The sequence below is a fragment of the Pseudomonas sp. LBUM1666 genome (assembly GCF_059695775.1).
The window spans coordinates 1,314,338-1,339,817 of record NZ_CP166789.1 but is presented as its reverse complement, the minus strand read 5'-3'; the positions used below and the strand labels follow the sequence as shown (position 1 = coordinate 1,339,817).

The window sequence follows — 25,480 nt, the reverse complement described above, 5'->3', positions numbered from 1 at the left end:
TCCCACAGGGTTAGCGCAGGTCCTGTGGGAGCGGGCTTGCCCGCGATGGGGGCGACTCGGTCTTACGTGCGGTATTCGGCGTTGATCTTCACGTATTCGTGGGACAGGTCGGTGGTCCAGATGGTTTCGCTGCAATCACCGCGACCCAGCTCGATACGGATCGTGATTTCTTCTTGCTGCATCACGGCCGCGCCCTGGGCTTCGGTGTAGGTCGATGCGCGAGCGCCACGGCTGGCGATACAGACATCACCGAGGAACACGTCGATCTTGCTCACGTCCAGGTTCGGTACGCCGGCACGGCCCACGGCAGCCAGAATGCGACCCCAGTTCGGGTCGGAGGCGAACAGTGCGGTTTTGATCAGCGGCGAGTGGGCCACGGTATAACCGACGTCCAGGCATTCCTGGTGATTGCCGCCGCCGTTGACTTCAACGGTCACAAACTTGGTCGCGCCTTCGCCGTCACGAACGATGGCCTGGGCCACGTCCATGCACACTTCGAATACGGCCTGTTTCAGCTTGGCGAACAAATCACCGCTGGCTTCAGTGATTTCCGGCAGTGCTGCCTGACCGGTGGCGATCAGCATGCAGCAGTCGTTGGTCGAAGTGTCGCCGTCGATGGTGATGCGGTTGAACGATTTGTTGGCACCGTCCAACAGCAGGTTATGCAGCACGTCGCGGGAGACTTTGGCGTCGGTGGCGATGTAGCCGAGCATGGTCGCCATGTTCGGGCGGATCATACCCGCGCCTTTGCTGATACCGGTGACGGTGATGGTCACGCCGTCATGCTGGAACTGGCGGCTGGCACCTTTTGGCAGGGTGTCGGTGGTCATGATCCCGGTGGCGGCCGCTTCCCAGTTGTTGACCGACAGATCATCGAGCGCCGCTTGCAGCGCGCCTTCGATTTTCTCGACCGGCAGCGGCTCACCGATGACACCGGTGGAGTACGGCAGCACCAGGCTGGCGTCGACGCCGGTCAGCTCAGCCAGCTTGGCGCACGTGCGCTCGGCGGCGGCAAGGCCTGGTTCGCCAGTGCCGGCGTTGGCATTGCCGGTATTGGTCAACAGGTAACGCACCGGACCTTGCACACGCTGCTTGGCCAGGATCACGGGAGCCGCGCAAAAAGCGTTCAGGGTGAACACGCCTGCGACCGTGGAACCTTCGGCACAGCGCATGACCACAACATCCTTGCGCCCCGGGCGCTTGATGCCAGCCGAGGCGATACCGAGTTCAAAACCGGCAACCGGGTGCAACGTTGGCAAAGGACCAAGACCAACAGCCATGAATGCGCTCCTTAATAAATGATGTCAGCACCGCTTTCAGGAAGAACGGTGGTTTAAATGGCAAAACGCCGCGACGGCATAAGCCGGTCGCGGCGCGGGTATTTCAGCGTATGAAACGGGTTTTACTGGATCTGCCCGTGGCAATGCTTGAACTTCTTGCCCGAACCGCAGTAGCAAAGTTCGTTACGGCCCAGCTTCTGTTCATTGCGTACCGGCGCGGTGGCAAGGGCGACATCGACCTCTTCACCCAGCAGTTCCGGTTGCTCAAGCCCCGGTGCTTCGTCGTGCTGGAACTGCATGCGCGCAGCCAGCGCTTCGGCTTCCTGACGCAGGCGTTGCTCTTCTTCGATCGGATCTTCGCGACGAACCTGAACGTGGGACAGCACACGGATCGAGTCGCGCTTGATCGAATCCAGCAGCTCGGAGAACAGCGTGAAGGACTCGCGTTTGTACTCTTGCTTCGGGTTCTTCTGTGCATAACCACGCAAGTGGATGCCATGACGCAGGTGATCCATGGTCGACAGGTGGTCTTTCCACAGGTCGTCGAGCACACGCAGAACGATTTGCTTCTCGAAGGTGCGCAGCGCTTCGGCGCTCGCCTGCTCTTCTTTCTCGTTGTACGCGGCCAGCAGCTCGGTCATGAGCTTCTCGCGCAGGGTTTCTTCGTACAGGTGATCGTCTTCGTCGAGCCATTTCTGGATCGGCAGCGCCACACCGAAGTCACTCTGCAACGCCGCTTCCAGACCGGCCACGTCCCACTGCTCAGGCAGCGATTGCGGTGGAATGTGTGCGCTGACGGTTGCGTTGAGTACGTCCTGACGGAAGTCGGCGATGGTTTCACCGATGTTGTCGGCGGCCAACAAACTGTTACGCATGTGATAGATCACTTTACGTTGTTCGTTGTTGACGTCGTCGAACTCGAGCAGTTGCTTACGAATGTCGAAGTTGCGGCCTTCAACCTTGCGCTGAGCCTTCTCGATGGCGTTGGTCACCATGCGGTGCTCGATCGCCTCGCCAGGCTGCATGCCCAGGGCCTTCATGAAGTTCTTCACCCGATCAGAGGCGAAGATGCGCATCAGGCTGTCTTCCAGCGACAGGTAGAAACGGCTGGAACCAGCGTCACCCTGACGACCGGCACGACCACGCAGCTGGTTGTCGATACGGCGCGATTCGTGGCGCTCGGAAGCAATCACCTGCAAACCGCCCGACTCGAGCACTTGCTGGTGACGTTTCTGCCAGTCGGCCTTGATCTGGGCAATCTGCTCAGGGGTCGGGTCTTCCAGGGTTGCCACTTCCACTTCCCAGTTACCGCCCAACAGGATGTCGGTACCACGACCGGCCATGTTGGTGGCGATGGTCAGTGCGCCGGGGCGACCGGCCTGGGCAATGATCTCGGCTTCTTTTTCGTGGAACTTGGCGTTCAGAACCTTGTGTTCGATGCCTTCCTTCTCCAGCAGCGCAGACATGTGCTCGGAAGTTTCGATGGTTGCAGTACCCACCAGCACCGGACGGCCCTGGGTCATGCATTCCTTGATGTCATTGATGATCGCCGCGTATTTCTCTTCAGCGGTCAGGAACACCAGGTCGTTGTAGTCTTTACGCGCCAGCGGTTTGTTCGGTGGGATAACCATCACCGACAGACCGTAGATCTGGTGGAATTCGAACGCTTCGGTGTCAGCGGTACCGGTCATGCCGGACAGCTTGTTGTACAGACGGAAGTAGTTCTGGAACGTGGTCGAGGCCAGGGTCTGGCTTTCGGCCTGAATGTTCAGGTTTTCCTTGGCTTCGATGGCCTGGTGCAGGCCTTCGGACAGACGGCGACCCGGCATGGTGCGACCGGTGTGTTCGTCGACCAGAACGACCTGGCCATCCTGCACGATGTATTCGATGTTGCGATTGAACAGTTTATGAGCGCGCAGACCAGCATAAACGTGAGTCAGCAGACCTAGGTTGTGCGCCGAGTACAGGCTCTCGCCTTCAGCCAGCAGGCCAACGCGGGTCAGCATGTCTTCGATGAACTGGTGACCGGCTTCGTTGAGCTCGACCTGACGGGTCTTCTCGTCGACGGTGTAGTGGCCGGCCTTGGTGACTTCGCCTTCAACTTCTTCGATGTGCAACTCAAGCTGCGGGATCAGTTTGTTGATCTCGATGTACAGCTTGGAGCTGTCCTCGGCCTGACCGGAAATGATCAGCGGGGTACGGGCTTCGTCGATGAGGATGGAGTCGACTTCGTCGATCACGGCAAAATTGAGTTCGCGCTGGAATTTTTCTTCCATGCTGAACGCCATGTTGTCGCGCAGGTAGTCGAAACCGAATTCGTTGTTGGTGCCGTAGGTAATGTCGGCAGCGTAAGCCAGACGTTTCTCTTCCGGCGGCTGGAACGGCGTGACAACACCGACCGACATTCCGAGGAATTCGTAGAGCGGACGCATCCAGTTAGCGTCACGACGGGCCAGGTAGTCGTTCACCGTCACAACGTGCACGCCCTTGCCGGACAGTGCGTTGAGGTAAACGCCCAGTGTTGCCACCAGGGTCTTGCCTTCACCGGTACGCATTTCCGCGATCTGGCCTTCATGCAAGGTCATGCCGCCGATCAGCTGGACATCGAAGTGGCGCATACCCATGACGCGCTTACCGGCTTCGCGGGCGACCGCAAAGGCTTCTGGCAGCAGCTTGTCGAGGGTTTCCCCTTTGGCGATGCGGGCCTTGAACTCATCTGTCTTGGCACGCAATTGATCGTCCGAAAGGGCCACCATTTGCTCTTCGAAGGCATTGACGAGTTGCACCGTCTTGAGCATGCGTTTGACTTCACGCTCGTTCTTGCTTCCAAAAAGTTTCTTTAACAAAGGCGCAAACATATCGGCAGGATCTTCCACACTAAAGGGATGGAGGGCGGCCCCGTGAGTCGCCCGAGCAGCCCTCATGGCCGCATGCGAACGAGCATTCTACCCGGAAACGATGGTGAGGAAAGTGGCGTTATTCCACGATGCTGGCACAGCGCTGTGACGGGGCTCACTTAAAATAAGGGCTTTTTGCTGAACTTCAAGCCATTCACGGCACAAGTTACTTGTTGATTTAATGGGTAAAGCGCTCGTAAAGCAATGGCTCGGGTGCATCCGGTGCTTTCTGCTACCATGGCGGCTCTGTTACTTCAGGTGTCTGATCATGGCATTTCGCCCTCTTACGGCCAGAGCACCCGCCGTCCTGCTTCGCGAAGCCAAACCGCTGAAAGCCATCTTCGGCCACGCTCAACGCCTGGGTCATTTACAACGTCTGCTGGAAAGCCAATTGCAGCCCGCCGCCCGCGAGCATTGCCATGTGGCGTCGTGGCGCGAAGGCAGTTTGTTGCTGATAGTGACCGACGGTCATTGGGCAACCCGCCTGCGTTATCAGCAAAAGCGTCTGCAACGGCAATTACAGATGTTCGACGAATTCGCCAGTTTGACGCGGATTCTGTTCAAGGTTCAGCCGCCCACGGTTCAGCAAGGGGCGGCTGGGCATACCATCAGTTTGTCGACCGATGCAGGCGCGACCATTCAGGCCACAGCCGACGGGATCAGCGATCCGAATCTGCGGGCGGCGCTGGAACGGCTGGCGGCTCACGCCAAACCCAAGGCATGACATAGAACCCATGTGGGAGCGAGCCTGCTCGCGAAGGCGGCCTGACATTCAACATAGATGTTGTCTGATCTACCGCTTTCGCGAGCAGGCTCGCTCCCACATTGATTGCACCCAGCCAGATGTTTAGCGGCGCTTGCTGCCTCCGAGCAGAGAGCCCATTAGACCGCGCACCAACTGTCGGCCCAATTGATTGGCCGCCTGGCGCATCGCTGATTTCAGTGCCTGCCCCGCCGCGGTGCCGAGGAATTCCCCGGCCTTGTCGGTGAAGCTTGGCTCTTCGACTGCCGGTTTGCCCGGAACAGCGTCAGGCTCTGGCGCCAACCCTTTGCGCCCCATCAACACTTCATAAGCCGATTCGCGATCAACGGGTTTGTCATACCGCCCCTTGAATGGCGACCCCGAGATCAGCGCTGTGCGTTCAATCTCGCTCAGTGGCCCGATCCGCGACTGCGGTGGCGCGACCAAAACCCGCTGGACGATCTCCGGTGTGCCCTTGTCCTGCAACGTACCGACCAGCGCCTCGCCGATTCCAAGCTCGGTCAGCACCGACAAGGCATCGAACGCCGGATTCGGACGGAAGCCTTCAGCCACCGCTCGCAAGGATTTCTGTTCCTTGGCGGTGAACGCGCGCAGGCCATGCTGAACGCGCAGACCGAGCTGAGCCAGCACGTCATCCGGCAAGTCGCCCGGCGATTGCGTGACGAAATACACGCCAACGCCTTTCGAGCGTATCAGCCGCACCACTTGCTCAAGACGATCCTGCAACGCCTTTGGCGTACCGGCGAACAATAAATGCGCTTCGTCGAAAAACAACGCCAGCAGCGGTTTGTCCGAATCCCCGCGCTCTGGCAATTGCTCGAACAGTTCGGCCAGCAGCCACAACAGGAACGTCGCGTAGACCTTCGGCGCTTCGTGCACCAGACGGCTGGCATCGAGCAAATGAATGCGCCCACGGCCCTCGGCGGTCGGCTGCAGGATGTCTTCGAGTTGCAGCGCCGGCTCACCGAACAGCGCTTCGGCGCCCTGCTGTTCCAGGGTCGCCAGACGTCGCAACAGCGCCTGACTGGAACCGGTGGTCAGCAGCGCGGCGTCGTCCCCCAGCAATTCGGGGTTGTCACGCAGGTGATTGAGCAGTGCCTTCAGGTCCTTGAGGTCCAGCAGCAACAGCCCTTCACGGTCCGCCACCTTGAACGCGGCGTACAGCGCCGACTGTTGGCTGTCGGTCAGCTCCAGCAGGCTGCCAATCAATAACGGCCCCATTTCGCTCAAGGTTGTGCGCAATGGATGACCGGACTGACCATGAATGTCCCACAGGGTCACCGGATACGCCTGAGGCGTGTGGTTCAGCCAGGGCATCCCGGTGATCCGCTCGGCGATTTTGCCTTGAGGGTTGCCGGCGGCGCCCAGACCGCACAGGTCACCCTTGATATCCGCGGCAAACACCGCCACGCCGGCATCGCTGAAGGCTTCGGCCATCCGTTGCAAGGTGACGGTTTTGCCCGTCCCGGTAGCGCCCGCGACCAAACCATGACGGTTCGCCAGACGCATGGCCTGGGCAATGGGCTGCCCGGCGAGGTCGGCACCGATAACGAGTTGTAATGAGTCAGGCATTTTGTCACCCATGGTTAATCTTTGATCCTTCACGGCCGATAGAAATAAGCGAGAGACCCAATTGAAAGCAAGGTCCGACATTCCCCTATGGAGAGCAGGAATTACCGACTCGCTCCATTGCGCACTCATTTTGCGCGCATTAACAGCAACGCGCCCCGAACAATAAGACCTTAGCGGACCCCCCGAGCCATGAACAAAAATCTGCGCTTCAGCCATAAAATCCTGCTTGCCGCCGCCCTCATCGTCATTGCCGCCTTCGCCACGTTCACGCTGTACAACGACTATTTGCAGCGCAACGCCATTCGCGAAGACCTGGATAACTACCTCAATGAGATGGGAGACGTCACCGCCAACAACATCCAGACCTGGCTCGCCGGTCGTATCCTGCTGATCGACAACCTCGCCCAGAACATCGCCATCAATCCCGAACAGGCCACCGTTTCCAGCCTGCTTGAGCAGAAAGCTCTGACGTCGACCTTCATGGCGTCCTACCTGGGCGACGCCACCGGCCACTTCACCATCCGCCCGGATGCGAAGATGCCCGATGGCTTCGACCCACGGGTTCGCCCTTGGTACAAAGGCGCCGAAAGCAGCAGCACCGCCACCCTGACCGAACCCTACATCGACGCGGCGACCGGCCAAACCATCATCTCGATCGCCACCGCCTCGAAAAAGGCCGAGCAAAGCGTCGGTGTGGTGGGCGGCGACCTGAGCCTGCAAACCCTGATCGACACCCTCAGCGCCCGCGACTTCGACGGCATGGGCTACGCCTTTCTGGTGAGCGCCGACGGCAAGATTCTGGTCCACCCGGAAAAAGCCATGGTGATGAAGTCCCTGAGCGAGGCGTACCCGAAAAATACCCCGCGCCTGAGCAGCGACTTCAGTGAAGTGGAAGTCGACGGCAAAACCCGCATCGTCACCTTCACCCCAATTAAAGGCCTGCCATCGGTCAACTGGTACATCGGTCTGTCGGTGGATAAAGACAAAGCCTTCTCGATGCTCACCGAATTCCGCGCCTCGGCGGTCATTGCGACAGTCATTGCCGTGGCCATCATCATCGCTCTGCTGGGCATGCTGATCCGCATCCTGATCCAGCCGCTGCACGTCATGACCCGCGCCATGGCAGACATCGCCGACGGTGAAGGCGACCTGACCAAGCGCCTGACCATCGTGAACAACGACGAATTCGGTGTCCTCGGTACCGCGTTCAACCGCTTCGTGGAACGCATTCACGGTTCGATCCGCGAAGTGTCGTCGGCCACCGGGCAGGTTAACGAAGTGGCTTTGCGTGTAGTGGCCGCCTCGAACTCGTCGATGTTCAACTCCGACCAACAGGCTTCGCGCACCAGCAGCGTGGCCGCGGCGATCAACCAGCTCGGCGCCGCCGCTCAGGAAATCGCCCGCAACGCAGCGCAAGCATCGAGTCAGGCCAGCGATGCCCGCAGCCTGGCCGAAGATGGTCAGCAAGTGGTGGATCGCAGCATTGTCGCGATGAATCAGCTGTCGAGCATGCTCAGCGCCTCAAGCACCAACATCGAATCGCTGAACAGCAAGACGGTGAACATCGGGCAGATTCTCGAAGTGATCACCAGCATCTCCCAACAAACCAACCTGCTGGCGCTCAACGCGGCTATCGAAGCGGCGCGCGCCGGTGAAGCCGGACGTGGTTTTGCCGTGGTGGCCGATGAAGTGCGCAACCTGGCGCACCGCACTCAGGAATCAGCGCAACAAGTGCAGACCATGATCGAGGAGCTGCAAGTCGGCGCCCGCGAATCCGTCAGCACCATGAGCGACAGCCAGCGCCACAGCCAGGACAGCGTCGAAATCGCCAACCTGGCCGGCGAGCGTTTGAACAGCGTGACGTTGCGTATCGGCGAGATTGACGGGATGAACCAGTCGGTGGCGACGGCGACCGAGGAGCAGACGGCGGTGGTGGAATCGATCAACGTCGACATTACCGAGATCAACACACTGAATCAGGAAGGCGTGGAAAACCTGCAGTCGACGTTGCGGGCGTGTTCGGATCTTGAGCAGCAGGCGGCGCGGTTGAAACAGTTGGTAGGCAGTTTCCGGATCTGAGGGTTCGACGGTGGATTGGCGTTGAAGCGTAGATCCACCCCTCACCCCAACCCTCTCCCCATAGGGGAGAGGGGGAAAGGGAGCTGATCGCATGCTTTTCTAAACCTGAGTTCGACTCGGACGTTCAGGTCGATGTAACTCTAAAGAACACCTCGGTCGGTCCCCTCTCCCTCTGGGAGAGGGCTAGGGTGAGGGGTGACGATCGCCCTCACACCACAAAACCCCAACCGAACATCTATCCTTCATAAAGGTCAACCAAGGGAGCCCAACGGACCGGAGGGATGTTCATCGTGCATATCGCTGACATAACCATGTTCTACGCCCCTGCCAGCGGTGGCGTGCGCACTTATCTGGATGCCAAACACCGTCGCCTGAGCATCAAGCCGGGCATTCGCCACAGCCTGTTGATCCCCGGGGCTTACTTAAGTGAACAGGATGGCGTTTACACGGTTCCGGCCCCCGCCCTGCCCTTCGGCAAGGGTTATCGCTTCCCTCTCCGTCTCGCACCATGGCGCAATGTTCTGCAGGACTTACAGCCCGACCTGATCGAGGTCGGTGACCCCTACCTCACCGCATGGGCGGCCCTCGATGCCCGACGGCAACTCGATGTCCCGGTGATCGGCTTTTATCACTCGGACCTGCCGCTGCTGGTCAGCAATCGCATGGGCAACTGGGTCACTACCAACGTTGAAGCCTATGTCAGCAAGCTCTATGGCAACTTCGATCGGGTTCTGGCACCCAGCCAGGTCATGGCCGACAAACTGATCGGGCTGGGGGTGAAGAACGTTTTCGTGCAACCGCTGGGCGTCGATTTGCAAACCTTCAATCCCATGGCACGAGACACGGGCCTGCGGGCCGAATTGGGTATTGATGAAAACACGCATTTGCTGATCTTCGCCGGGCGCGGCTCCAAGGAAAAAAACCTGCCGGTGCTGCTCGACTGCATGAAATGCCTGGGCCGACGCTATCACCTGCTACTGGTAGGCTCGTCGATGCCGGCCGTGGTGCCGGACAACGTCACCGTGGTCGGTGAGTTCTGTCCGGCGGTACACGTGGCGCGATTGATGGCCAGCGCCGATGCACTGCTGCACGCCGGTGATCAGGAAACCTTCGGCCTGGTGGTTCTTGAAGCCATGGCCAGTGGCATTCCGGTGGTGGCGGTGGCGGCCGGGGCCTTTCAGGAAATCATCACCGATCAATGCGGCCTGCTCTGCCCGCCGAATAATCCATTGGCGATGGCCAACGCGGTCCGCGAGCTGTTCAGTTCGGGCAGCGTGGTTTTGGGCAAACAGGCCCGTAGCCATGTCGAACGGCATTACTCCTGGGACACGGTGGTCAACAGCCTGCTGGGGCACTATCACGCCGTGCTCGGCAGCCACTGGCCGCTGACGGCCAATGGTTGAGCCCATGAACCCGCCCAGCCTGTTACTCGTGCTGCACGACGTCGCACCGCAAACCTGGGCCGATTATCAACCCTTTGTCGAAGCCGTCGACGCTCTGGGCGAGGTGCCGATGACCTGGTTGGTGGTGCCGAATTTCCACAAACACAACGATCTGGAGGAGCATCCGGGATTTCGACGTTTGCTCACCCGTCGTATCGCCCGGGGTGACGAACTGGCATTGCACGGTTACTTTCATTGCGATGAAGCGCCCACTCCCACAACTCCACGAGACTGGTTCATGCGCAGGATCTACACCCACGAAGGCGAGTTTTACAGCCTGACTCAAGAAGTCGCCCTCGCCCGCCTGCGCGCCGGTATCGAAGTGTTCCACCGTTATCACTGGCCGCTGGAGGGCTTCGTCGCCCCGGCCTGGTTGATGAGCGAAGGGACGCGCCAGGCCTTGCGCCAGTTACCCCTGAGTTACACCAGCGATCCGCAGCATCTGTATCGTCTGCCAGACTTCACCGCGGTCGACGCGCAGGGACTGGTCTGGAGTGCGCGCAGTGCCTGGCGCCGAGGACTATCGAAGCTCGTCAGCGATCAACGCGAACAACGCTGGCAGCAAGCACCGGTGATTCGTCTCGGCCTGCACCCGGTGGATATGCGCCATGAGTTCTCGCGCACTTACTGGCTGCAAACCCTCAAGCGCTTGCTCGACGAAGGACGAGTGCCGATGACCAAGGCACGCTGGCTGGCACTGCAAAGCGACCGTATGGGTCGCGCCGCATGAGTCGCGGGATTCTGCTGCTCGTCGCGCTGCTCGCTGCGGTGTTGATTCCGTCGCTGCTGGGCGGCAACGAAACCTGGTATCGACTGCAAAGCTTTCCGCTGACATGGTTGCTGATCATGTTCGGCATGATCCTGCTGTGCTGGGTGCTGAACACGATGCGCTTGCGCCTGTTGCTCGGGGATCAGCGTGACAAGGTGGGCCCGCTAAAAAGTCTCGGGGTGGTGATGGCCGCCGAATTCGCCTATTGCGCTACCCCCGGCGGCAGCGGCGGGCCGCTGACCATCATGGCGCTGCTGGCGCGCAATGGCGTGCGTCCGGCCAGGGGCAGCGCCGTGTTTGCCATGGATCAGCTGAGCGATTTGCTGTTTTTTCTCTGCGCGCTGAGCGGGATCCTGATCTATGCGTTGTTCCAGCACCTCAGCCAACGCATGGAATGGCTGCTGACCGTCAGCGCCATTTCGATGTTCGGCGGGTTGTTCAGTTGCGTGGTGGTCGCCCGCTACCATCGAGTACTGATTCGTCTTAGCGGTCGATTGCTCGCTCGCCTGAATGTCAAAGCCACCACGCGCGTACGCTGGGCGCGAAAACTCCTGCACTTTCTGGCGGCGTTCACGGACACACTGAAGCTGCCCTTTCAGACGCTCATCACGGTGTTTGCCCTGACTTGCCTGCATTGGATCTTGCGCTATAGCGTGCTGTATCTGGCGTTGCGTGGGCTCGGGGCGGATTTGCAGTGGGCCTGGAGCTTTCTGATCCAGATGCTTTCACTGAGCGCGGGGCAGTTCAGCCTGTTGCCGGGCGGTGCCGGGGCGGCGGAGTTGACGTCGGCGGCGCTGCTGGCGCCGATGGTGGGAAAATCCACCGCGGCGGCGGCGATTCTGATCTGGCGGGCGGTGACTTATTACTTTTATCTGGTAGTCGGTGGGCCGGTATTTTTACTGATGCTTGGGCGGCCGCTGCTGAAGAAGTTGATGAAGTTCAAACAGGCTTAGTTTTATCGTCGGGCTCTTTCTGCAACTGCTCCCACAACTCGGCGGCACCGGGAAACTCCGTGCCGTCTTCAGGGCTCATGTCTTGCGGGTCGTAACGACTCAAACACCCTTCGCCCAACGTGGCGGGAGCCTTGGATGTAGCTTTATCGAGTGGATCGGCCATGGTCATGTCCTCAGTACAGAAAAGGCGAAGGGCCTGAAGCGATTGAACGCCCAGGCCCTTCGAATTTCAACTGTGTTGTATGGCTATCAGAACACGACGGTTTTGTTGCCGTGCACCAGCACCCGATCTTCCAGGTGATAACGCAGACCACGGGCCAGCACCATCTTCTCGACGTCCCGACCGAAACGCACCATGTCTTCGATGCTGTCACTGTGGCTGACGCGAACGACGTCCTGTTCGATGATCGGACCGGCATCCAGCTCTTCGGTCACGTAGTGGCAAGTAGCGCCGATCAACTTCACGCCACGCAAAGATGCCTGGTGATACGGCTTGGCACCGACGAACGACGGCAGAAAGCTGTGGTGAATGTTGATGACCTTGTGGGCATATTCGCTGCACAACTCGGGCGGCAGGATTTGCATGTAGCGGGCAAGTACGATCACTTCGGCATCGTGCTGTTTGACCAGGCGCGAGACCTCGGCGAATGCCGGCTCTTTGTCCTGCGGATTGACCGGTACGTGGTAATACGGAATCCCGTGCCACTCGACCATGCTGCGCAAGTCGTCATGGTTGGAAATCACGCAGGAAATTTCGCAATCGAGTTCATCACTGTGCCAACGGTGCAACAAGTCGGCGAGGCAGTGAGACTCGCGACTGGCCATCAGCACCACGCGCTTTTTCTGCTCGGTATCGGTGATGCGCCAGTTCATCGAGAACTCTTCGGCAATCGGTGCAAACGCTTCGCGAAAGGCATCGATACCGAAGGGCAGCGAATCGGCACGAATTTCGTGACGCATGAAGAACCAGCCACTGAGATTGTCCGAGTGATGGCTCGCTTCAGTGATCCAGCCGTTATGTGACGCCAGAAAGTTACTGACTTTAGCAACGATGCCGACGCGGTCCGGGCAAGCAATCACCAGCCGAAAAGTGCGCATGAGGGTCAAACTCCAGAACTTCGCAAAGGCGGCCATTCTAGCGATTGCGCAGCAAAACTGCAGTATTGATGACGTTTGGCCCGACACAAAGGTAAGCGGCACACGTTCTGGCAGCACCTGCAACCCGCGCGATGGTGTTCCTGTTGCCAATCTTCAAGTGCTCAATTGTGAATATTCGTGATGACTGCATCACACTATTTAACTACACCGGCAATTTATGCCTATTCACCGTAACTAATTTAAATAAAACTCCGGTTAAATGTTTACTTGGTGAAACACCCTGACTATTATTGCCGCACTGTCACCTGCCATCCAGCGCCCCAACATAAGGTAGTCCTCATGTCCTTGATCAACGAATATCGCGCCACCGAAGAAGCTATCAAAGAGCTGCAAGCCCGTTTGAAGAACCTGTCCCAAGACGACAAACTGCAAACCGAGCTGGAATTCGAAGGCAAACTGCGCACCCTGATGGGCGAGTACTCCAAGTCTCTGCGTGACATCATTGCGCTACTGGATCCAGAGTCCAAAACCAAAGCACCACGCGGCGGCGCAGTAAAAACTACTGGCACCAAGCGTGCTCGCAAAGTTAAACAATACAAAAACCCGCACAACGGCGAAGTCATCGAAACCAAAGGTGGCAACCACAAAACTCTGAAAGAGTGGAAAGCCAAGTGGGGCGGTGACGTGGTTGAAGGCTGGGCTACCCTGCTGGGCTAAGCCGCAGCGCTTGTCGCGGACTCATCCGCGAAAAAAAGAACGCCAGCATCTGCTGGCGTTTTTTTATGCCCGGTATTCAGCACCCGAACATTTTCGATTTCAAAGATTCAAACGTTTGCGTAATCCTTCGACATAATTCTGCCATTCATTCAGCACCTCTCGCTGAAACGATGTAGCCGTAATACTCCATTGAGCTGCGGCGTCTACAAAAGTTTCCAGCGTATTTGGCGCCCCCCACTCGGGGGCTGACAAACGTTGCTGACAGAATATTTTCCAGCGCTCTTGCTCTTCGAAATTCAACGTATCGGGGAAGTTGCGTGCGCGATATCGAAACAATAATTCAGGCAATCGTTCATCATCGAAAGGCCATTGTTGTTGCGCTAATTGAGCAGGGTCGGCAGACCTGACTTGCTCACAAAGACGCCGATCCCGATCACCGATAAAACCATCGTATAACTGTTGCTCAGGGTCTTGGCTCGAGGTGAAATCTTCGTTGGCATAAATCGCCTGAACTTTATCTCGCCAAACTGTTTGTGCGTCACTTAGCCGCAGCGCGCGCTCTTGGTAGAGCGACATATCCAGCCCCAAACGTTGCTGATCTTCAGAGCGAAGTACCGACAACGGCGCCACCACCGGGCATTTATTGATGTGGATAAGTTTGAGCGGCACCGGCAACTCGCCCTCGGCCAAGTCATCGCGGCGGGTATACAGCCGTTGGCGCAAGGTGTCGGCATCAAGATCGAGCAAGCCCTGAGGATCCAGGTGCAGGTCACAGACAATCAAGGCGTTCTTGTTGCGAGGGTGCCAGGCCAAAGGCAGTACCACACCGACATAATTGCGCGCCGCCGAAAAGCGCCCGGAGATGTGCACCATCGGCTGCAACAGACGAATCTGATCCATCACCTTTTGTTTACCGCGCAACTGAAACAACCAGTCATACAACTTTGGCTGCTTTTCCCGGATCAGACGCGCCAGGGCGATGGTAGCGCGAACGTCCGAAAGCGCTTCGTGAGCATTTCCGTGATCAATGCCATTGGCGGCGGTCAGGCGTTCGAGCTTGAGCGTTATCCGCCCCTCGTCGTCCGTCGGCCAAACGATGCCGTCAGGGCGCAAGGCATAGGCTGCACGCACCACATCGATCAGGTCCCAGCGGCTATTACCGCCCTGCCACTCGCGCGCATAAGGGTCGAAAAAGTTTCGGTAAAGACTGTAACGGGTCATCTCGTCATCGAAACGCAACGTGTTGTACCCCGCCCCGCACGTGCCGGGCGCAGCGAGTTGGGCATGCACCCGGGTCATGAAATCGGCTTCGCTCAAGCCTTGCTCGGCCAGCCGACCGGGCGTAATACCCGTGATCGCGCAGGCCGCCGGATGGGGCAGGATGTCTTCACTGGGCTGGCAGTAAAGGTTGACCGGCTCGTCTATTTCATTGAGATCGAAGTCAGTGCGAATCCCCGCCATTTGCAGCGGACGGTCGCAACGGGGGTTGATGCCAGTGGTTTCATAGTCGTACCAGAAGATAGAGGTCACGGGCTATTCCTGAACTGAAGATCGGCGAAGTCTAGGCGTTCACATCCCGCCCCGGCCAGTAATCTCGTCATTCAATCACCTCTGACCACTTACCGTGCAATACATAGTTATGTCGTTTTCCCCCGAGAGGCTGCTAGCATCGGACGGACATCGAATCCCGAACAGGCCACATCAAGGTTGCCCATGCTCGAGACCACAGCACTGCCAAGGAAAGCGACGCTGTCCCCGCCACTGGATACGCGGTATCAAGTCGAAACGCCGGAAGGCATCGACCTGCCACTGCGCCCGGCCGGGTTGATGGTTCGTGCGCTGGCGTTCGCCATCGATCTCGGGCTGCGCGGGTTGATCGTCGGCCTGCTGTTTATTGTCCTGGCGCTCCTCGGAAAACTCGGTGCAGGGCTCGGCTCGATTCTGTTGTTCGTGGTGAGCTGGTGGTACATGGTGCTGTTCGAAGTGCTCAATCAGGGGCGTTCGCCAGGCAAGCACTGGATGGGCCTGCGGGTGGTGCAGGACGATGGCACGCCGATCGGCTGGTCTGCTTCGCTGCTGCGCAACCTGCTGCGATTTGTCGACATGTTGCCGTTCGGCTATTTCCTCGGGGCCATCAGTTGCCTGCAACATCCCACCTTCAAACGCCTCGGCGATCTGGCCGCCGGCACGCTGGTGATCTACCGCGAACAACCGCTCACCCGACCACAACTGCCCACCGTCCAGCCCCGGCGCCCGGCCTTTGCGCTGACGTTGACCGAACAACGCGCCGTCCTCGGGTTTGCCGAGCGTCAGGGTGAACTCTCTGAAGCACGGGTCAAAGAGCTGGCGGCCATACTCGCGCATCCGTTGCAGGTGTCGGCGCCAGGGGCCGTGGACGAACTCAATGGCATCGCCCGCGGCTTGTTGGGCCCCACATGAAGCAAAGCCTTTTCGAAAGTCGCCACAAGGCCGAATGGGAGCAATTTGCTCTCGTGCTCGAACAGCTGGAGCAAGGCAAGGAAGCAGAACGAGTCGCCCGTTTCCCCAGCGATTATCGTCGTCTCTGCCAGCATCTGGCGCTGGCCCAGGAACGTTGTTACAGCAGTTTTCTGATCGACTCGTTACAGCAACAGGTCCTGCGCGGGCATCAACAGCTTTATCGCCACCGCAGTCGACTGGGTGCCAACGTGCTGGGCTTCATCCTGGCTGACTTCCCGCGACTGGTGCGCGAACAGTGGCGTTTCGTTCTCGCCGCCGGCCTGATGTTTTTTGGCAGCCTGATTGGCTTCGCGTTGCTGGTGTATCTGTTCCCGGACCTGGTCTACAACCTGATCCCGGCCGAGCAGGTCAGCGAGATGCAAGGCATGTACGACCCCGAGGCCGGTCACCTGGGACGTTCGGCAGAACGGGCGGCCAGTGAAGACTGGGTGATGTTCGGTTACTACATCATGCACAACATCGGCATCGCCTTTCAGACCTTCGCCAGCGGTTTGCTGTTTGGCCTGGGCAGCGCGTTTTTCCTGTTCTTCAACGGTTTGATGATTGGTGCGGTGGCCGGGCACCTGACGCACATCGGCTACGGGCAAACCTTCTGGTCATTCGTGGTTGGCCACGGCGCCTTCGAACTGAGTGCTATCGCCCTGGCCGGTGCCGCCGGCCTGCAACTGGGTTGGGCATTGATCGCGCCGGGGCGCCTGCCTCGCTCCGAAGCCCTGCGATTGGCGGCACGCAAGAGCGTGTTGCTGATTTGCGGGGTCATGCTGTTTCTGCTGATTGCTGCGTTTATCGAAGCTTACTGGTCGTCCACGATCGGAGTCGCGCCAATGACCAAATACCTGGTCGGTGCAGCGCTCTGGTTGTTGGTCGCGACTTATCTGCTGTTTGCCGGACGGACCCGCCATGCGCCTGAGTGACGCCACGGTTGTCATCCGCCCGCGCACGACCTGGGAAGCCATGGACCTGGGCGTCCTGCTGAGCCAGCGGCACCGACGCCTGCTGATGACCAGTTGGGCCATCGTGACCTTGCCGGTTTTCGCGCTGCTCAGTTGGGTGCTGTGGGATTCGCCCTCCCTCGCCGTGTTCATTTTCTGGTGGCTGAAACCGGCGTTCGACCGCCTGCCGCTGTACATACTGTCCAAAGCCATGTTCGGCGAAACGCCCACCCTGAAACAGGCGCTACGCCAATTTCCGCAGCTGCTCAAACCGCAACTGCTGGTGAGTCTGACCTGGCGGCGCCTGAGCCTGAGTCGCAGTTTCCTGATGCCGGTGATGCAACTCGAAGGACTGAGTGGGCAAGCACGACAACAGCGCTTGCAGGTGCTGTTGCAGCGTAACGCCGGTGCCGCGCGATGGCTGACCATCATCGGCGTACATCTGGAAAGCGCGTTATGGATCGGCCTGATGGTGCTGTTCTATATGTTCTTGCCGCAACAGGTCGAAATCGACTGGAGCTGGCAGACCTTAATCACCGCCGCCACACAAGACTGGCGATGGCTGGAACACCTGACCAACGCCTTTTACGCACTGGTGCTCATTGTCTGGGAACCGGTTTATGTCGCCTGCGGCTTCAGCCTTTATCTGAATCGGCGCACGGTGCTGGAGGCCTGGGATATCGAGCTGGTGTTCCGCCGCATGCGCCAACGCTTGACCAGCGCCGCCCTCACCCTGCTGCTGGCAGCATTCCTCTTGATGCCGACAGCACAAACCGTGTGGGCCGCCGAGCCAGTCATTTCACCCGACAGCCCACGCCTGCTGGACCAACCTCTGACCAGTCAGGCATCCCGGGACAGCATCAAGGCGATCCTCGATCAGCCTCCGTTCAAGAACAAGGAATCGGTCACGCGCTATCGGTTTGGCGAGGACAAACCAGCCGCCGACACGGCGGACGACGACAACGCCCCCGAATGGCTGGAGGCGCTGCTCAAGCTTCTGGGCAACCAACGCTTCGGCGCGGCGGCCACGCTGATTGAAGTTGTGTTGTGGGGTGTCGTGATCGGTGCCATTGGTTTATTGATCTGGCATTACCGTGACTGGTTGCAAGCCTTCGTCAGTCGTCGACCGGCCTTGAACAACAAAATCGCGCGACCATTACCGCAACAGGCTTTCGGCCTGGACCTCAACCGCGAAACCCTGCCTGCCGACATCGCCGCCAGCGCCGAACGCCTCTGGCAAACCCACCCTCGCGAGGCCCTCGGATTGCTCTATCGCGGTCTGCTCAGCCACTTGCTGCACGACTTCAACATGGCGCTCAAACCCGCCGACACCGAAGGCGAAGTTCTTCAGCGCATCGAACACCTGCAACAACCTGCCTTGCTGGCCTTCAGTAAAAACCTGACCGGGCACTGGCAGAACATGGCCTACGGGCATCGCCTGCCGCCCGCGCATTTGCAACAGGAACTCTGTGACGGCTGGCGCGCCCTGTTCGGCCCGGGAGCGGTGCGTTGAACCGCCAACGGTGGCTCGCGGTCGGCGTATTCATCGCCGCGCTATTAATCGCGCTGAGTATTTATCTGTACGTCAACGCGACGCCCTATCAGGCAGACATCGATCACGGCCCCTCGCCCGACGCCCAGGCCAATCCTTACCTCGCTGCCGAGCATTTCCTGCGCAAACAGGGCCTGTCAGTGAGCCACGCCAACAGCCTCGACATTCTGCCCACCCTGGAGCCGCATCAGCACAGTCTGTTATTGCTCGGGGATCGGTACAACATGACCCCGCGCCAGATCGATCAACTGTTGAACTGGACCCGGGCCGGCGGGCGTCTTTTGTTTGTTGCCCAGTCGTTGTGGGATGAAAAGACCGGCCAAAGCAATGACCTGTTACTCGACCGGGTGCAGATTCACCAGTCGCTGAGCAAGGACCTCAAGGACCCGCCGCCCGATAGCGACGACGACCCATACCCCAAACTGACCAAGCTGTACCTGGAAGACGAAAACGCGCCGGCCTACGCCAGTTTCGATACCGCGTTCCATCTCGAAGACCCGAAAAACCTCGCCCAGGCCTGGGCCAACAGCGGCAAGGCCACGCACATGATGCAGCTGAGCCACGGGCTCGGTTCGATCACCGTGGTCACCGACGCCGACCTATGGAAAACCCCGGCCATCGACCAGTACGACAACGCCTGGCTGCTCTGGTACCTGACCGCAGACACGAAGGTGACCCTGCTGTTCAATACCGATCACGACAGTCTTCTAACCTTGCTCCTGCGCTATTTCCCACAGGCTCTGGTCGCCCTTTTTGCCCTGATCGGTCTTGGCGTCTGGCACGTCGGCGTGCGCCAGGGTCCGCTGCTGGAACCGGCCCCAAGGGCCCGTCGTCAACTTCAGGAACACCTGCGCGCCAGCGCCGATTTCATGCTGCGCCGCAACGGTCAGGACCACCTGCTGCACGCCTTGCAGCAAGACATCCTGCGGCGCGTGCGGCGCCGTCATCAAGGTTATGAACAACTCGGCGTTGCCGAACAATGGCTGGTGCTCGCACGCCTGACCGGCCAACCCACACGCGCTATCAGCCAGGCCATGAGCCCGCGACCGAAGCAGCGGCTGTCCAGCGCTGAATTCAGCCGTCAGGTCGCCCACCTGCAAACCTTGAGGAACGCCTTATGAGTGAACAGATCGAGCCCGGCGCACCGAGCCACGCCGCGCAGCAACGCCAGCGCGCCAGTCAGTTGGCCCAAGCGGTCAGAACTGAATTGCAAAAAGCCGTGATCGGCCAGAACACCGTGATCGACGATGTCCTCACCGCGCTGATCGCCGGCGGCCACGTCCTGCTCGAAGGCGTGCCGGGGCTGGGCAAGACACTGTTGGTGCGCGCCCTCGCCCGCTGCTTCGGCGGCGAGTTCGCGCGCATCCAGTTCACCCCGGACTTGATGCCCAGCGACGTCACCGGGCACGCCGTTTACGACTTGCAGACCGAGCAATTCAAACTGCGCAAAGGTCCGTTGTTCACCAACCTTTTACTCGCCGACGAAATCAACCGCGCCCCGGCGAAAACCCAGGCGGCGCTGCTCGAAGCCATGCAGGAACGGCAAGTCACCCTCGAAGGCCGCGCCCTGCCCATCGTGCAACCGTTCATGGTGCTCGCCACTCAAAACCCCATCGAACAGGAAGGCACTTACCCCCTGCCCGAAGCCGAGCTCGACCGTTTCATGCTCAAGGTGCGCATGGACTATCCCGACGCCGATCAGGAGCTGAACATGGTCCGCCAGGTCAGCCGCTCGACCCGCGCCGACATGCTCGACGTGCAACCGCTGCGTACCGTGTTGCAAGCCAAAGACGTATTGGCCTTGCAACGCATCGCCAGCGATCTGCCGCTGGACGATCAGGTGCTCGACTATGCCGTGCGCCTGGCCCGCACCACCCGTAACTGGCCGGGCCTGATCCTCGGTGCCGGGCCTCGGGCCTCCATTGCCCTGGTGCGTTGCGCGCGGGCGCGAGCGTTGTTGCGTGGCGGCGAGTTTGTGATTCCGGATGACATCAAAGGCTGCGCGCTGGCGGTGTTGCGTCATCGCGTGCGGATTGCGCCGGAGCTGGACATCGAAGGGCTGGACGTCGATCAAGTACTCAAGCAACTGCTCGATCAAGTGCCGGCGCCACGCCTGTGAAACCCGCGCGCCTGCTGTTGATCTGGCTCGCAGTGCTGCTGGCCATCGGCATCGTGCTGGGCGCGTTGCGGGCATTGGAATTCGCGGTTCCCTCGAGCCTGTTATCGATCAACTGGGGATTGCTGCTGGCACTGCTGGCCCTGGCAATACTCGACGGCATCCGCCTCAAGCGCCTGCCCTCACCCCGCCTCCAGCGACAAATGCCCGGTAGCCTTGCACTCGGTCGATGGGGTGAAGTGCGACTGGAAATCGAGCATGATTTTGAACAACCACTGACCGTACAGATTTTCGACCATGTACCGGAAGGTCTGAGCTTCGAAAACCTGCCCCTGTCGGTCGAAGTGCAACCCGGCCAGTACAGCCAGATCGGCTATCGATTGCGCCCTCTCAAGCGCGGGCACTTCTGTTTCGAACTCTGCGAAATCAACCTGCCGAGCCCATTGGGTTTATGGTCCGACAAACGCCTGCTCAACGTGGTCGACAACACCCGTGTCTATCCCGACTTCGCCCGCCTCTACGGCGGCCAACTGTTGGCGGTGGACAACTGGCTCAGCCAACTCGGCGTACGCCAGCGGCAACGACGCGGGTTGGGTCTGGAGTTTCATCAGCTGCGTGAATTTCGTGAAGGCGACAGCCTGCGCCAGATCGACTGGAAAGCCACCGCCCGCCAACGCACGCCCATCGCACGGGAGTATCAGGATGAACGCGATCAACAAATCATCTTCATGCTCAATTGCGGCCGCCGGATGCGCAGCCAGGACGGTGAACTGGCGCATTTCGACCATGCGCTCAATGCCTGCCTGCTGCTCAGCTACGTGGCGTTGCGTCAGGGTGATGCGGTGGGCCTGAGTACCTTCGCCAGCGACCGGCCGCATTACCTCGCCCCGGTCAAAGGCACTGAGCAACTCAAGGTTCTGCTCAACAGCGTCTACGACCTCAACAGCACCCAACGCCCCGCCGATTACCAGGCCGCCGCCAACCAACTACTAGCCCGACAAAAACGTCGGGCGCTGGTGGTGCTGGTCACCAACCTGCGGGATGAAGATGACGAAGAATTGCTCACCGCGGTCAAACGCCTGAGCAAGCAGCATCGGGTGCTGGTGGCCAGTCTGCGCGAAGACTTGCTCGACACGCTGCGGCATGCGCCGGTGCAGACCTTTCCGGAGGCTCTGGCCTATTGCGGGACGGTGGATTATTTGAATGAGCGGGCGGAACTCCATGAGCGGTTGAGTGCTCATGGAGTTCCGGTGGTGGATGCTCGACCCTCAGAGTTGGGGGCCGAGCTGGTGACGCGGTATCTTGGTTGGAAAAAAGCGGGAATGATGTAACGGTACCCAGCATAGAAATAGCTGCTTCACGACCTCGATAGGAAGTGATAGTGGAACTACTTAAGGACGCGATGCAGTGGTCAATTCTTTCCCACAACAGTTTTGAGCATCGGTCATAACCAACAAGCGTTTAGCTCTACATCGAGGAATAAATCATGGATGAGAAAAATCTATTCACTGCAGTGCTAACCCAGATCTCTCAGAACCAGCTGGCAATGTGTGCGGCAATAGAGGAACTAACCAATTGGGTGGAGAAGCAAGGGGCTACTGAAGTCGCAAATAACATCCGAGGAACGCTCCAAACGCTAGATCGAAACCAAGAATTTATCTCTTTGGCACTTATCTCTGTTTCCACCGACTTTAAAGAAGTACAGCCCCCGAAAAAACCACATTCTGATGAGTGATAAACACTTTCAACTCTTGCAAATATCGCTCGACGATTTCTCAAAATTGTCGAGCGCTCTTTGATGAAGGGATAGCTTTGATGGCATGACAAATGTTCATCGTTGGACAGCTGCTCTTTCTCTTTTCCTACTCAAATATTCGAGCAAACGACAACGACTACAAAACCAAGCGCCTCTGCCTACAACTAGCAGCGGCCTTGACTGACTATTGAAGATGGCCGTTCAACCTTAAGGTTCTCCTGTCGCTACCCATCAGCGATCCAAAGGAGTTAACCCGATGCTCAAACCTCCACCCGAGAAATTTGAATCCATCCCCCATTCGCCCTACGCCACCCTCGACCCTAAAAAGCTCCACGCCGCCGCCAAAAAGGCTCTGAAACACTACCTAAAACAAAACAATACCCAAAACCGCTTTACCGAGGAATGTAGTGGTCAACTAATCCCGGACACGACGTTAAGTTTTTCTTCGGCCCGAGCTGGCGCCAGTCCATCGTTGAATTGATGGGGCCGAATCCAGTTGTACCGATGCATCAAGAAATCACTGATATCGCGTTGGGCTTCTTGAGCAGTCCTGTAGCCCGTGGTCGGTATCCATTCTGTTTTCAAGCTGCGGAACACGCGCTCCATCGGCGCGTTGTCCCAGCAATTTCCCCGACGACTCATGCTCTGACGCATTCGATAACGCCACAGTCGCTGGCGAAATAAACGACTCGCGTACTGGGCGGATTCAACCGGTCGTCGCAACACTGGATTGTTGAATTGATTTTAGATACTTGTTTAGTGCTTCGGCAGGTGTTTTCCAGCCGAGTGTTTTCCGAGGCCTTGTGTTCAGCGCATGGGCTACGGCTTGGATCTCTTGGGCACTCCAGCGAGACAGGTCGGTACCTTTCGGGAAGTATTGGCGCAGAAGACCGTTCGTATTCTCGTTCGTGCCGCGCTGCCATGGACTATGAGGGTCAGCAAAAAAGACCTTCACTCCGGATTCGATGGTAAATCGAGCGTGATCAGATAGTTCCTTTCCACGATCCCAAGTCAAAGATTGCCACAATTCGATGGGTAGGTCAGTCACCGTCTTCTTCAGTGCATTGGCCATAGTGACAGCCCCGTAGCCGGCCAGCGCCGGGCCGTTCTTCGTTCGAGGAATTAGCCCATAACCTTCCTCGCGAGGCAGGTGGACGAGCATGGTGAATCGAGTTGAGCGCTCGACCAGGGTTCCAATCGCAGATCGGTTCAGACCGATGATCAGGTCTCCCTCCCTATGCCCTGGTACAGCCCGGTCTTCCACCTCAGCAGGGCGACTGGAGATCATGACATCCTCGCTGACGTGCGCCCATGTTTTGGCCTGCGCCCTAGCTCTCGGCACACGCAATGCTCGCCCTGTGCGCAGGCAGCTCACTAGCTCGCGCTTAAGAGCTCCTCGCCCCTGAATATAGAGGGCCTGATATATGGCTTCGTGAGAGATGCGCATGGATTCATCGTCCGGAAAATCGATCTTTAACCGGTTGGTAATCTGTTCGGGCGACCAGCCATTGACCCATTTACGGTCACTGCGATGTGGTTTATTTCGGCCTTTGAAGGGAGCTTGTCGAGGCCCAACAATCTCGCGACCATTAGCGCCGTGAACTTTACCCTCCAGACGGTCTTGCACGTAGTGACACAGCCGCGGGTTAGTCAACAGTTTCGCTGGCTTCGGTCTTTTGGCAACCAGTTCTGCCTTCCATTGTGCGACTGAAGCACGATACTCAAGCCGACCGCAACGAGTTGCAGCATTACGTGTCAGTTCCCGTGAAACTGTCGACGGGCTTCGTCCAAGGAGACGCGCAATCTCACGTACGCCAACACCTTTCGCCCGAAGCAGCCCAATCTCTTCTCGCTCTGCGAACGATAAGTACCTTCCGGATATTTGGTTAGACATGAACAATGGCATCCCGCCCCGATGACGGAACCAGCGTGTGCCTACCGCTGATGATACGCCAGTCGCCTCCGCTGCCTTTTCGCTTGTGATCCCGGTTGCGATTTGTTTCCAGAATAGCCGCTCGATTTCATTACGAAGTGACGGCGCACCTGGCGAACGCATCGCTCCACGCCCCGTCAACTTTTGCATCCAGCCTGCAGACCGTCCCATAAACACCTCGATCAAAGGTGTTGCGACGACCGGTTGAATCCGCCCTGCGACCCTTGATCAGAGTGAAACAGCAGGCCCTGAGGCCTTCCTCGTTGTTCGTAGGCCATATCCAGCGCCTTGATAACCAGCTCGGCGTCCGGCTTTTCCGACAACGCCCAGCCCACCACCCGGCGCGCGCAAAGATCCATCACGACCGCCAGATAATGCCATTTCCCCTGAGCCCAAATGTAGGTGATGTCGCCGCACCACACTTGGTTGGGTGCCGGGACATCGAACTCCCGATTCAAGATGTTCGGGATATCCAACCGCTCAACCGTCGCCCGTTTATAAGCATGAGACCCTGGCTGTTTGCTCACGAGATCAAGCTCACGCATCAAGCTGCGTACTTTGAACCGACCGAGTTGCTCACCATCGTCACGCATCAACGAGAGAATGCTACGGCTGCCGGCAGCACTGCGACTTTGCGAAAACAACTCGCTCACCCGGCTGCGTAGCCGAAGCCGTTCGACATCAGGCGTTCGACGCTTGAGGCGGTGGGCGTAGTAACTTGAGCGGTTGATTTCAAACACTTGGCACAGCCAATCAACCGGCTCGTGGACGCTCAGCTGATTGATCAGCGCGTACGCTCGTGATCTTCCGACATCAAGAGCGCGGTAGCCTTTTTTAGTATCGATTTCTCCCGTTCAAGGCGGGCGATCCGGGCTTCCAGCTCCTGGATTTTCTGCTGCTCTGATGTCAGCGCTTTGCTCTGCGGAGTAACGCCTTGGCGTTCCTTCTGAACCTGGTCAACCCAACGGCGCAGGGCCGACTCGCCGACGCCGAGTGAACGGCTGGCTTCGATGTAGCTGTAGTTTTGCTTGAGCACGAGGTCGGCAGCCTCGCGTTTGAACTCAGCGGAAAAGGAACGGCGTTGTTTGGTCATCTGACACCTCGATCTGGCGAGCATTCTCG

General features: G+C 58.7%; 21 protein-coding genes and 2 pseudogenes. 14 read left to right on the top strand and 9 right to left on the bottom strand.

Annotated features, from left to right (window positions below):
* Positions 1-62 precede the first annotated feature (62 nt).
* Together argJ and secA are read right to left on the bottom strand one after the other, a co-directional pair.
* Complete coding sequence (gene argJ, locus ACA056_RS05955; protein WP_497271207.1) at positions 63-1,280, bottom strand: bifunctional glutamate N-acetyltransferase/amino-acid acetyltransferase ArgJ; 1,218 nt, start codon at positions 1,278-1,280, stop codon at positions 63-65.
* 122 nt (positions 1,281-1,402) lie between these two features.
* Positions 1,403-4,138 carry a preprotein translocase subunit SecA gene (gene secA, locus ACA056_RS05950; protein ID WP_497271205.1) on the bottom strand — a complete coding sequence of 912 codons (2,736 nt, stop codon included), beginning with the start codon at positions 4,136-4,138 and terminating at the stop codon, positions 1,403-1,405.
* A gap of 307 nt (positions 4,139-4,445) precedes the next feature.
* Here secA and ACA056_RS05945 point away from each other — a divergent pair, with 307 nt between their 5' ends.
* On the top strand, positions 4,446-4,901 hold the full coding sequence (locus ACA056_RS05945; RefSeq protein ID WP_111451433.1) for a DUF721 domain-containing protein: 456 nt from the start codon (positions 4,446-4,448) through the stop codon (positions 4,899-4,901).
* A 123-nt stretch (positions 4,902-5,024) separates the two neighbouring features.
* Here the strand turns inward: ACA056_RS05945 and ACA056_RS05940 are convergent, their stop codons facing one another.
* Positions 5,025-6,512, bottom strand: a complete 1,488-nt coding sequence (locus ACA056_RS05940) for a helicase HerA-like domain-containing protein (RefSeq protein WP_497271202.1) — start codon at positions 6,510-6,512, stop codon at positions 5,025-5,027.
* A gap of 189 nt (positions 6,513-6,701) precedes the next feature.
* On the opposite strand from ACA056_RS05940, the gene ACA056_RS05935 reads away from it, so the two are divergent.
* The 4 genes from ACA056_RS05935 (at position 6,702) to gpgF (ending at position 11,755) form a co-directional block, all read left to right on the top strand.
* Complete coding sequence (locus ACA056_RS05935; RefSeq protein WP_497271200.1) at positions 6,702-8,591, top strand: methyl-accepting chemotaxis protein; 1,890 nt, start codon at positions 6,702-6,704, stop codon at positions 8,589-8,591.
* A 281-nt stretch (positions 8,592-8,872) separates the two neighbouring features.
* Positions 8,873-9,994 carry an N-acetylglucosaminyl phosphatidylglycerol synthase gene (gpgS, locus tag ACA056_RS05930; protein WP_497271198.1) on the top strand — a complete coding sequence of 374 codons (1,122 nt, stop codon included), beginning with the start codon at positions 8,873-8,875 and terminating at the stop codon, positions 9,992-9,994.
* Complete coding sequence (gene gpgD / locus ACA056_RS05925; RefSeq protein ID WP_497271196.1) at positions 9,987-10,763, top strand: N-acetylglucosaminyl phosphatidylglycerol deacetylase; 777 nt, start codon at positions 9,987-9,989, stop codon at positions 10,761-10,763. Before gpgS ends, gpgD begins: the two co-directional genes overlap by 8 nt.
* Positions 10,760-11,755 carry a glucosaminyl phosphatidylglycerol flippase gene (gpgF, locus tag ACA056_RS05920; protein ID WP_403143103.1) on the top strand — a complete coding sequence of 332 codons (996 nt, stop codon included), beginning with the start codon at positions 10,760-10,762 and terminating at the stop codon, positions 11,753-11,755. The genes gpgD and gpgF overlap by 4 nt, the downstream gene beginning before the upstream one ends.
* Here the strand turns inward: gpgF and ACA056_RS05915 are convergent.
* Both ACA056_RS05915 and purU read right to left on the bottom strand, forming a co-directional pair.
* Complete coding sequence (locus ACA056_RS05915; protein WP_497271194.1) at positions 11,742-11,918, bottom strand: hypothetical protein; 177 nt, start codon at positions 11,916-11,918, stop codon at positions 11,742-11,744. The genes gpgF and ACA056_RS05915 overlap by 14 nt on opposite strands.
* An 86-nt stretch (positions 11,919-12,004) precedes the next feature.
* On the bottom strand, positions 12,005-12,853 hold the full coding sequence (purU, locus tag ACA056_RS05910) for a formyltetrahydrofolate deformylase (protein ID WP_056741382.1): 849 nt from the start codon (positions 12,851-12,853) through the stop codon (positions 12,005-12,007).
* Between the two features lie 339 nt (positions 12,854-13,192).
* Here purU and mvaT point away from each other — a divergent pair, with 339 nt between their 5' ends.
* The gene (mvaT, locus tag ACA056_RS05905) at positions 13,193-13,570 is read left to right on the top strand and encodes a histone-like nucleoid-structuring protein MvaT (protein WP_007933316.1); all 378 of its coding nucleotides are present in this window, start codon (positions 13,193-13,195) and stop codon (positions 13,568-13,570) included.
* Between the two features lie 99 nt (positions 13,571-13,669).
* Here the strand turns inward: mvaT and sbcB are convergent, their stop codons facing one another.
* A complete protein-coding gene (sbcB, locus tag ACA056_RS05900; protein WP_497271191.1) occupies positions 13,670-15,100 on the bottom strand; it encodes an exodeoxyribonuclease I in 1,431 nt (476 codons plus the stop codon).
* Between the two features lie 183 nt (positions 15,101-15,283).
* Here sbcB and ACA056_RS05895 point away from each other — a divergent pair, with 183 nt between their 5' ends.
* The 8 genes from ACA056_RS05895 (at position 15,284) to ACA056_RS05860 (ending at position 22,906) form a co-directional block, all read left to right on the top strand.
* Positions 15,284-16,009 carry an RDD family protein gene (locus tag ACA056_RS05895; RefSeq protein ID WP_497271189.1) on the top strand — a complete coding sequence of 242 codons (726 nt, stop codon included), beginning with the start codon at positions 15,284-15,286 and terminating at the stop codon, positions 16,007-16,009.
* Positions 16,006-16,983: a stage II sporulation protein M gene (locus ACA056_RS05890; RefSeq protein ID WP_497271187.1), complete on the top strand. Its 978-nt coding sequence runs from the start codon at positions 16,006-16,008 to the stop codon at positions 16,981-16,983. Before ACA056_RS05895 ends, ACA056_RS05890 begins: the two co-directional genes overlap by 4 nt.
* Positions 16,970-18,514 carry a DUF4129 domain-containing protein gene (locus ACA056_RS05885; RefSeq protein WP_497271185.1) on the top strand — a complete coding sequence of 515 codons (1,545 nt, stop codon included), beginning with the start codon at positions 16,970-16,972 and terminating at the stop codon, positions 18,512-18,514. The genes ACA056_RS05890 and ACA056_RS05885 overlap by 14 nt, the downstream gene beginning before the upstream one ends.
* Positions 18,511-19,674, top strand: coding sequence for a DUF4350 domain-containing protein (locus tag ACA056_RS05880; protein ID WP_497271183.1), 1,164 nt, complete (start codon positions 18,511-18,513; stop codon positions 19,672-19,674). The genes ACA056_RS05885 and ACA056_RS05880 overlap by 4 nt, the downstream gene beginning before the upstream one ends.
* Complete coding sequence (locus tag ACA056_RS05875; RefSeq protein ID WP_497271181.1) at positions 19,671-20,672, top strand: AAA family ATPase; 1,002 nt, start codon at positions 19,671-19,673, stop codon at positions 20,670-20,672. The genes ACA056_RS05880 and ACA056_RS05875 overlap by 4 nt, the downstream gene beginning before the upstream one ends.
* A complete protein-coding gene (locus ACA056_RS05870) occupies positions 20,669-22,000 on the top strand; it encodes a DUF58 domain-containing protein (RefSeq protein ID WP_497271179.1) in 1,332 nt (443 codons plus the stop codon). The genes ACA056_RS05875 and ACA056_RS05870 overlap by 4 nt, the downstream gene beginning before the upstream one ends.
* A 155-nt stretch (positions 22,001-22,155) precedes the next feature.
* A complete protein-coding gene (locus tag ACA056_RS05865; protein ID WP_497271177.1) occupies positions 22,156-22,404 on the top strand; it encodes a hypothetical protein in 249 nt (82 codons plus the stop codon).
* 277 nt (positions 22,405-22,681) lie between these two features.
* Complete coding sequence (locus ACA056_RS05860) at positions 22,682-22,906, top strand: hypothetical protein (RefSeq protein ID WP_497273614.1); 225 nt, start codon at positions 22,682-22,684, stop codon at positions 22,904-22,906.
* Here ACA056_RS05860 and ACA056_RS05855 read toward each other — a convergent pair.
* The 3 genes and pseudogenes from ACA056_RS05855 to ACA056_RS05845 all read right to left on the bottom strand — a co-directional run.
* Positions 22,837-23,127, bottom strand: a pseudogene (locus ACA056_RS05855) (integrase core domain-containing protein); the annotation flags it as partial. The gene ACA056_RS05860 and the pseudogene ACA056_RS05855 overlap by 70 nt on opposite strands.
* Before the next feature lie 4 nt (positions 23,128-23,131).
* On the bottom strand, positions 23,132-24,508 hold the full coding sequence (locus tag ACA056_RS05850; protein ID WP_497267240.1) for an IS30 family transposase: 1,377 nt from the start codon (positions 24,506-24,508) through the stop codon (positions 23,132-23,134).
* A gap of 35 nt (positions 24,509-24,543) precedes the next feature.
* A pseudogene (locus ACA056_RS05845) lies at positions 24,544-25,451 on the bottom strand (IS3 family transposase); the annotation flags it as partial.
* Between the last annotated feature and the right edge of the window lie 29 nt (positions 25,452-25,480).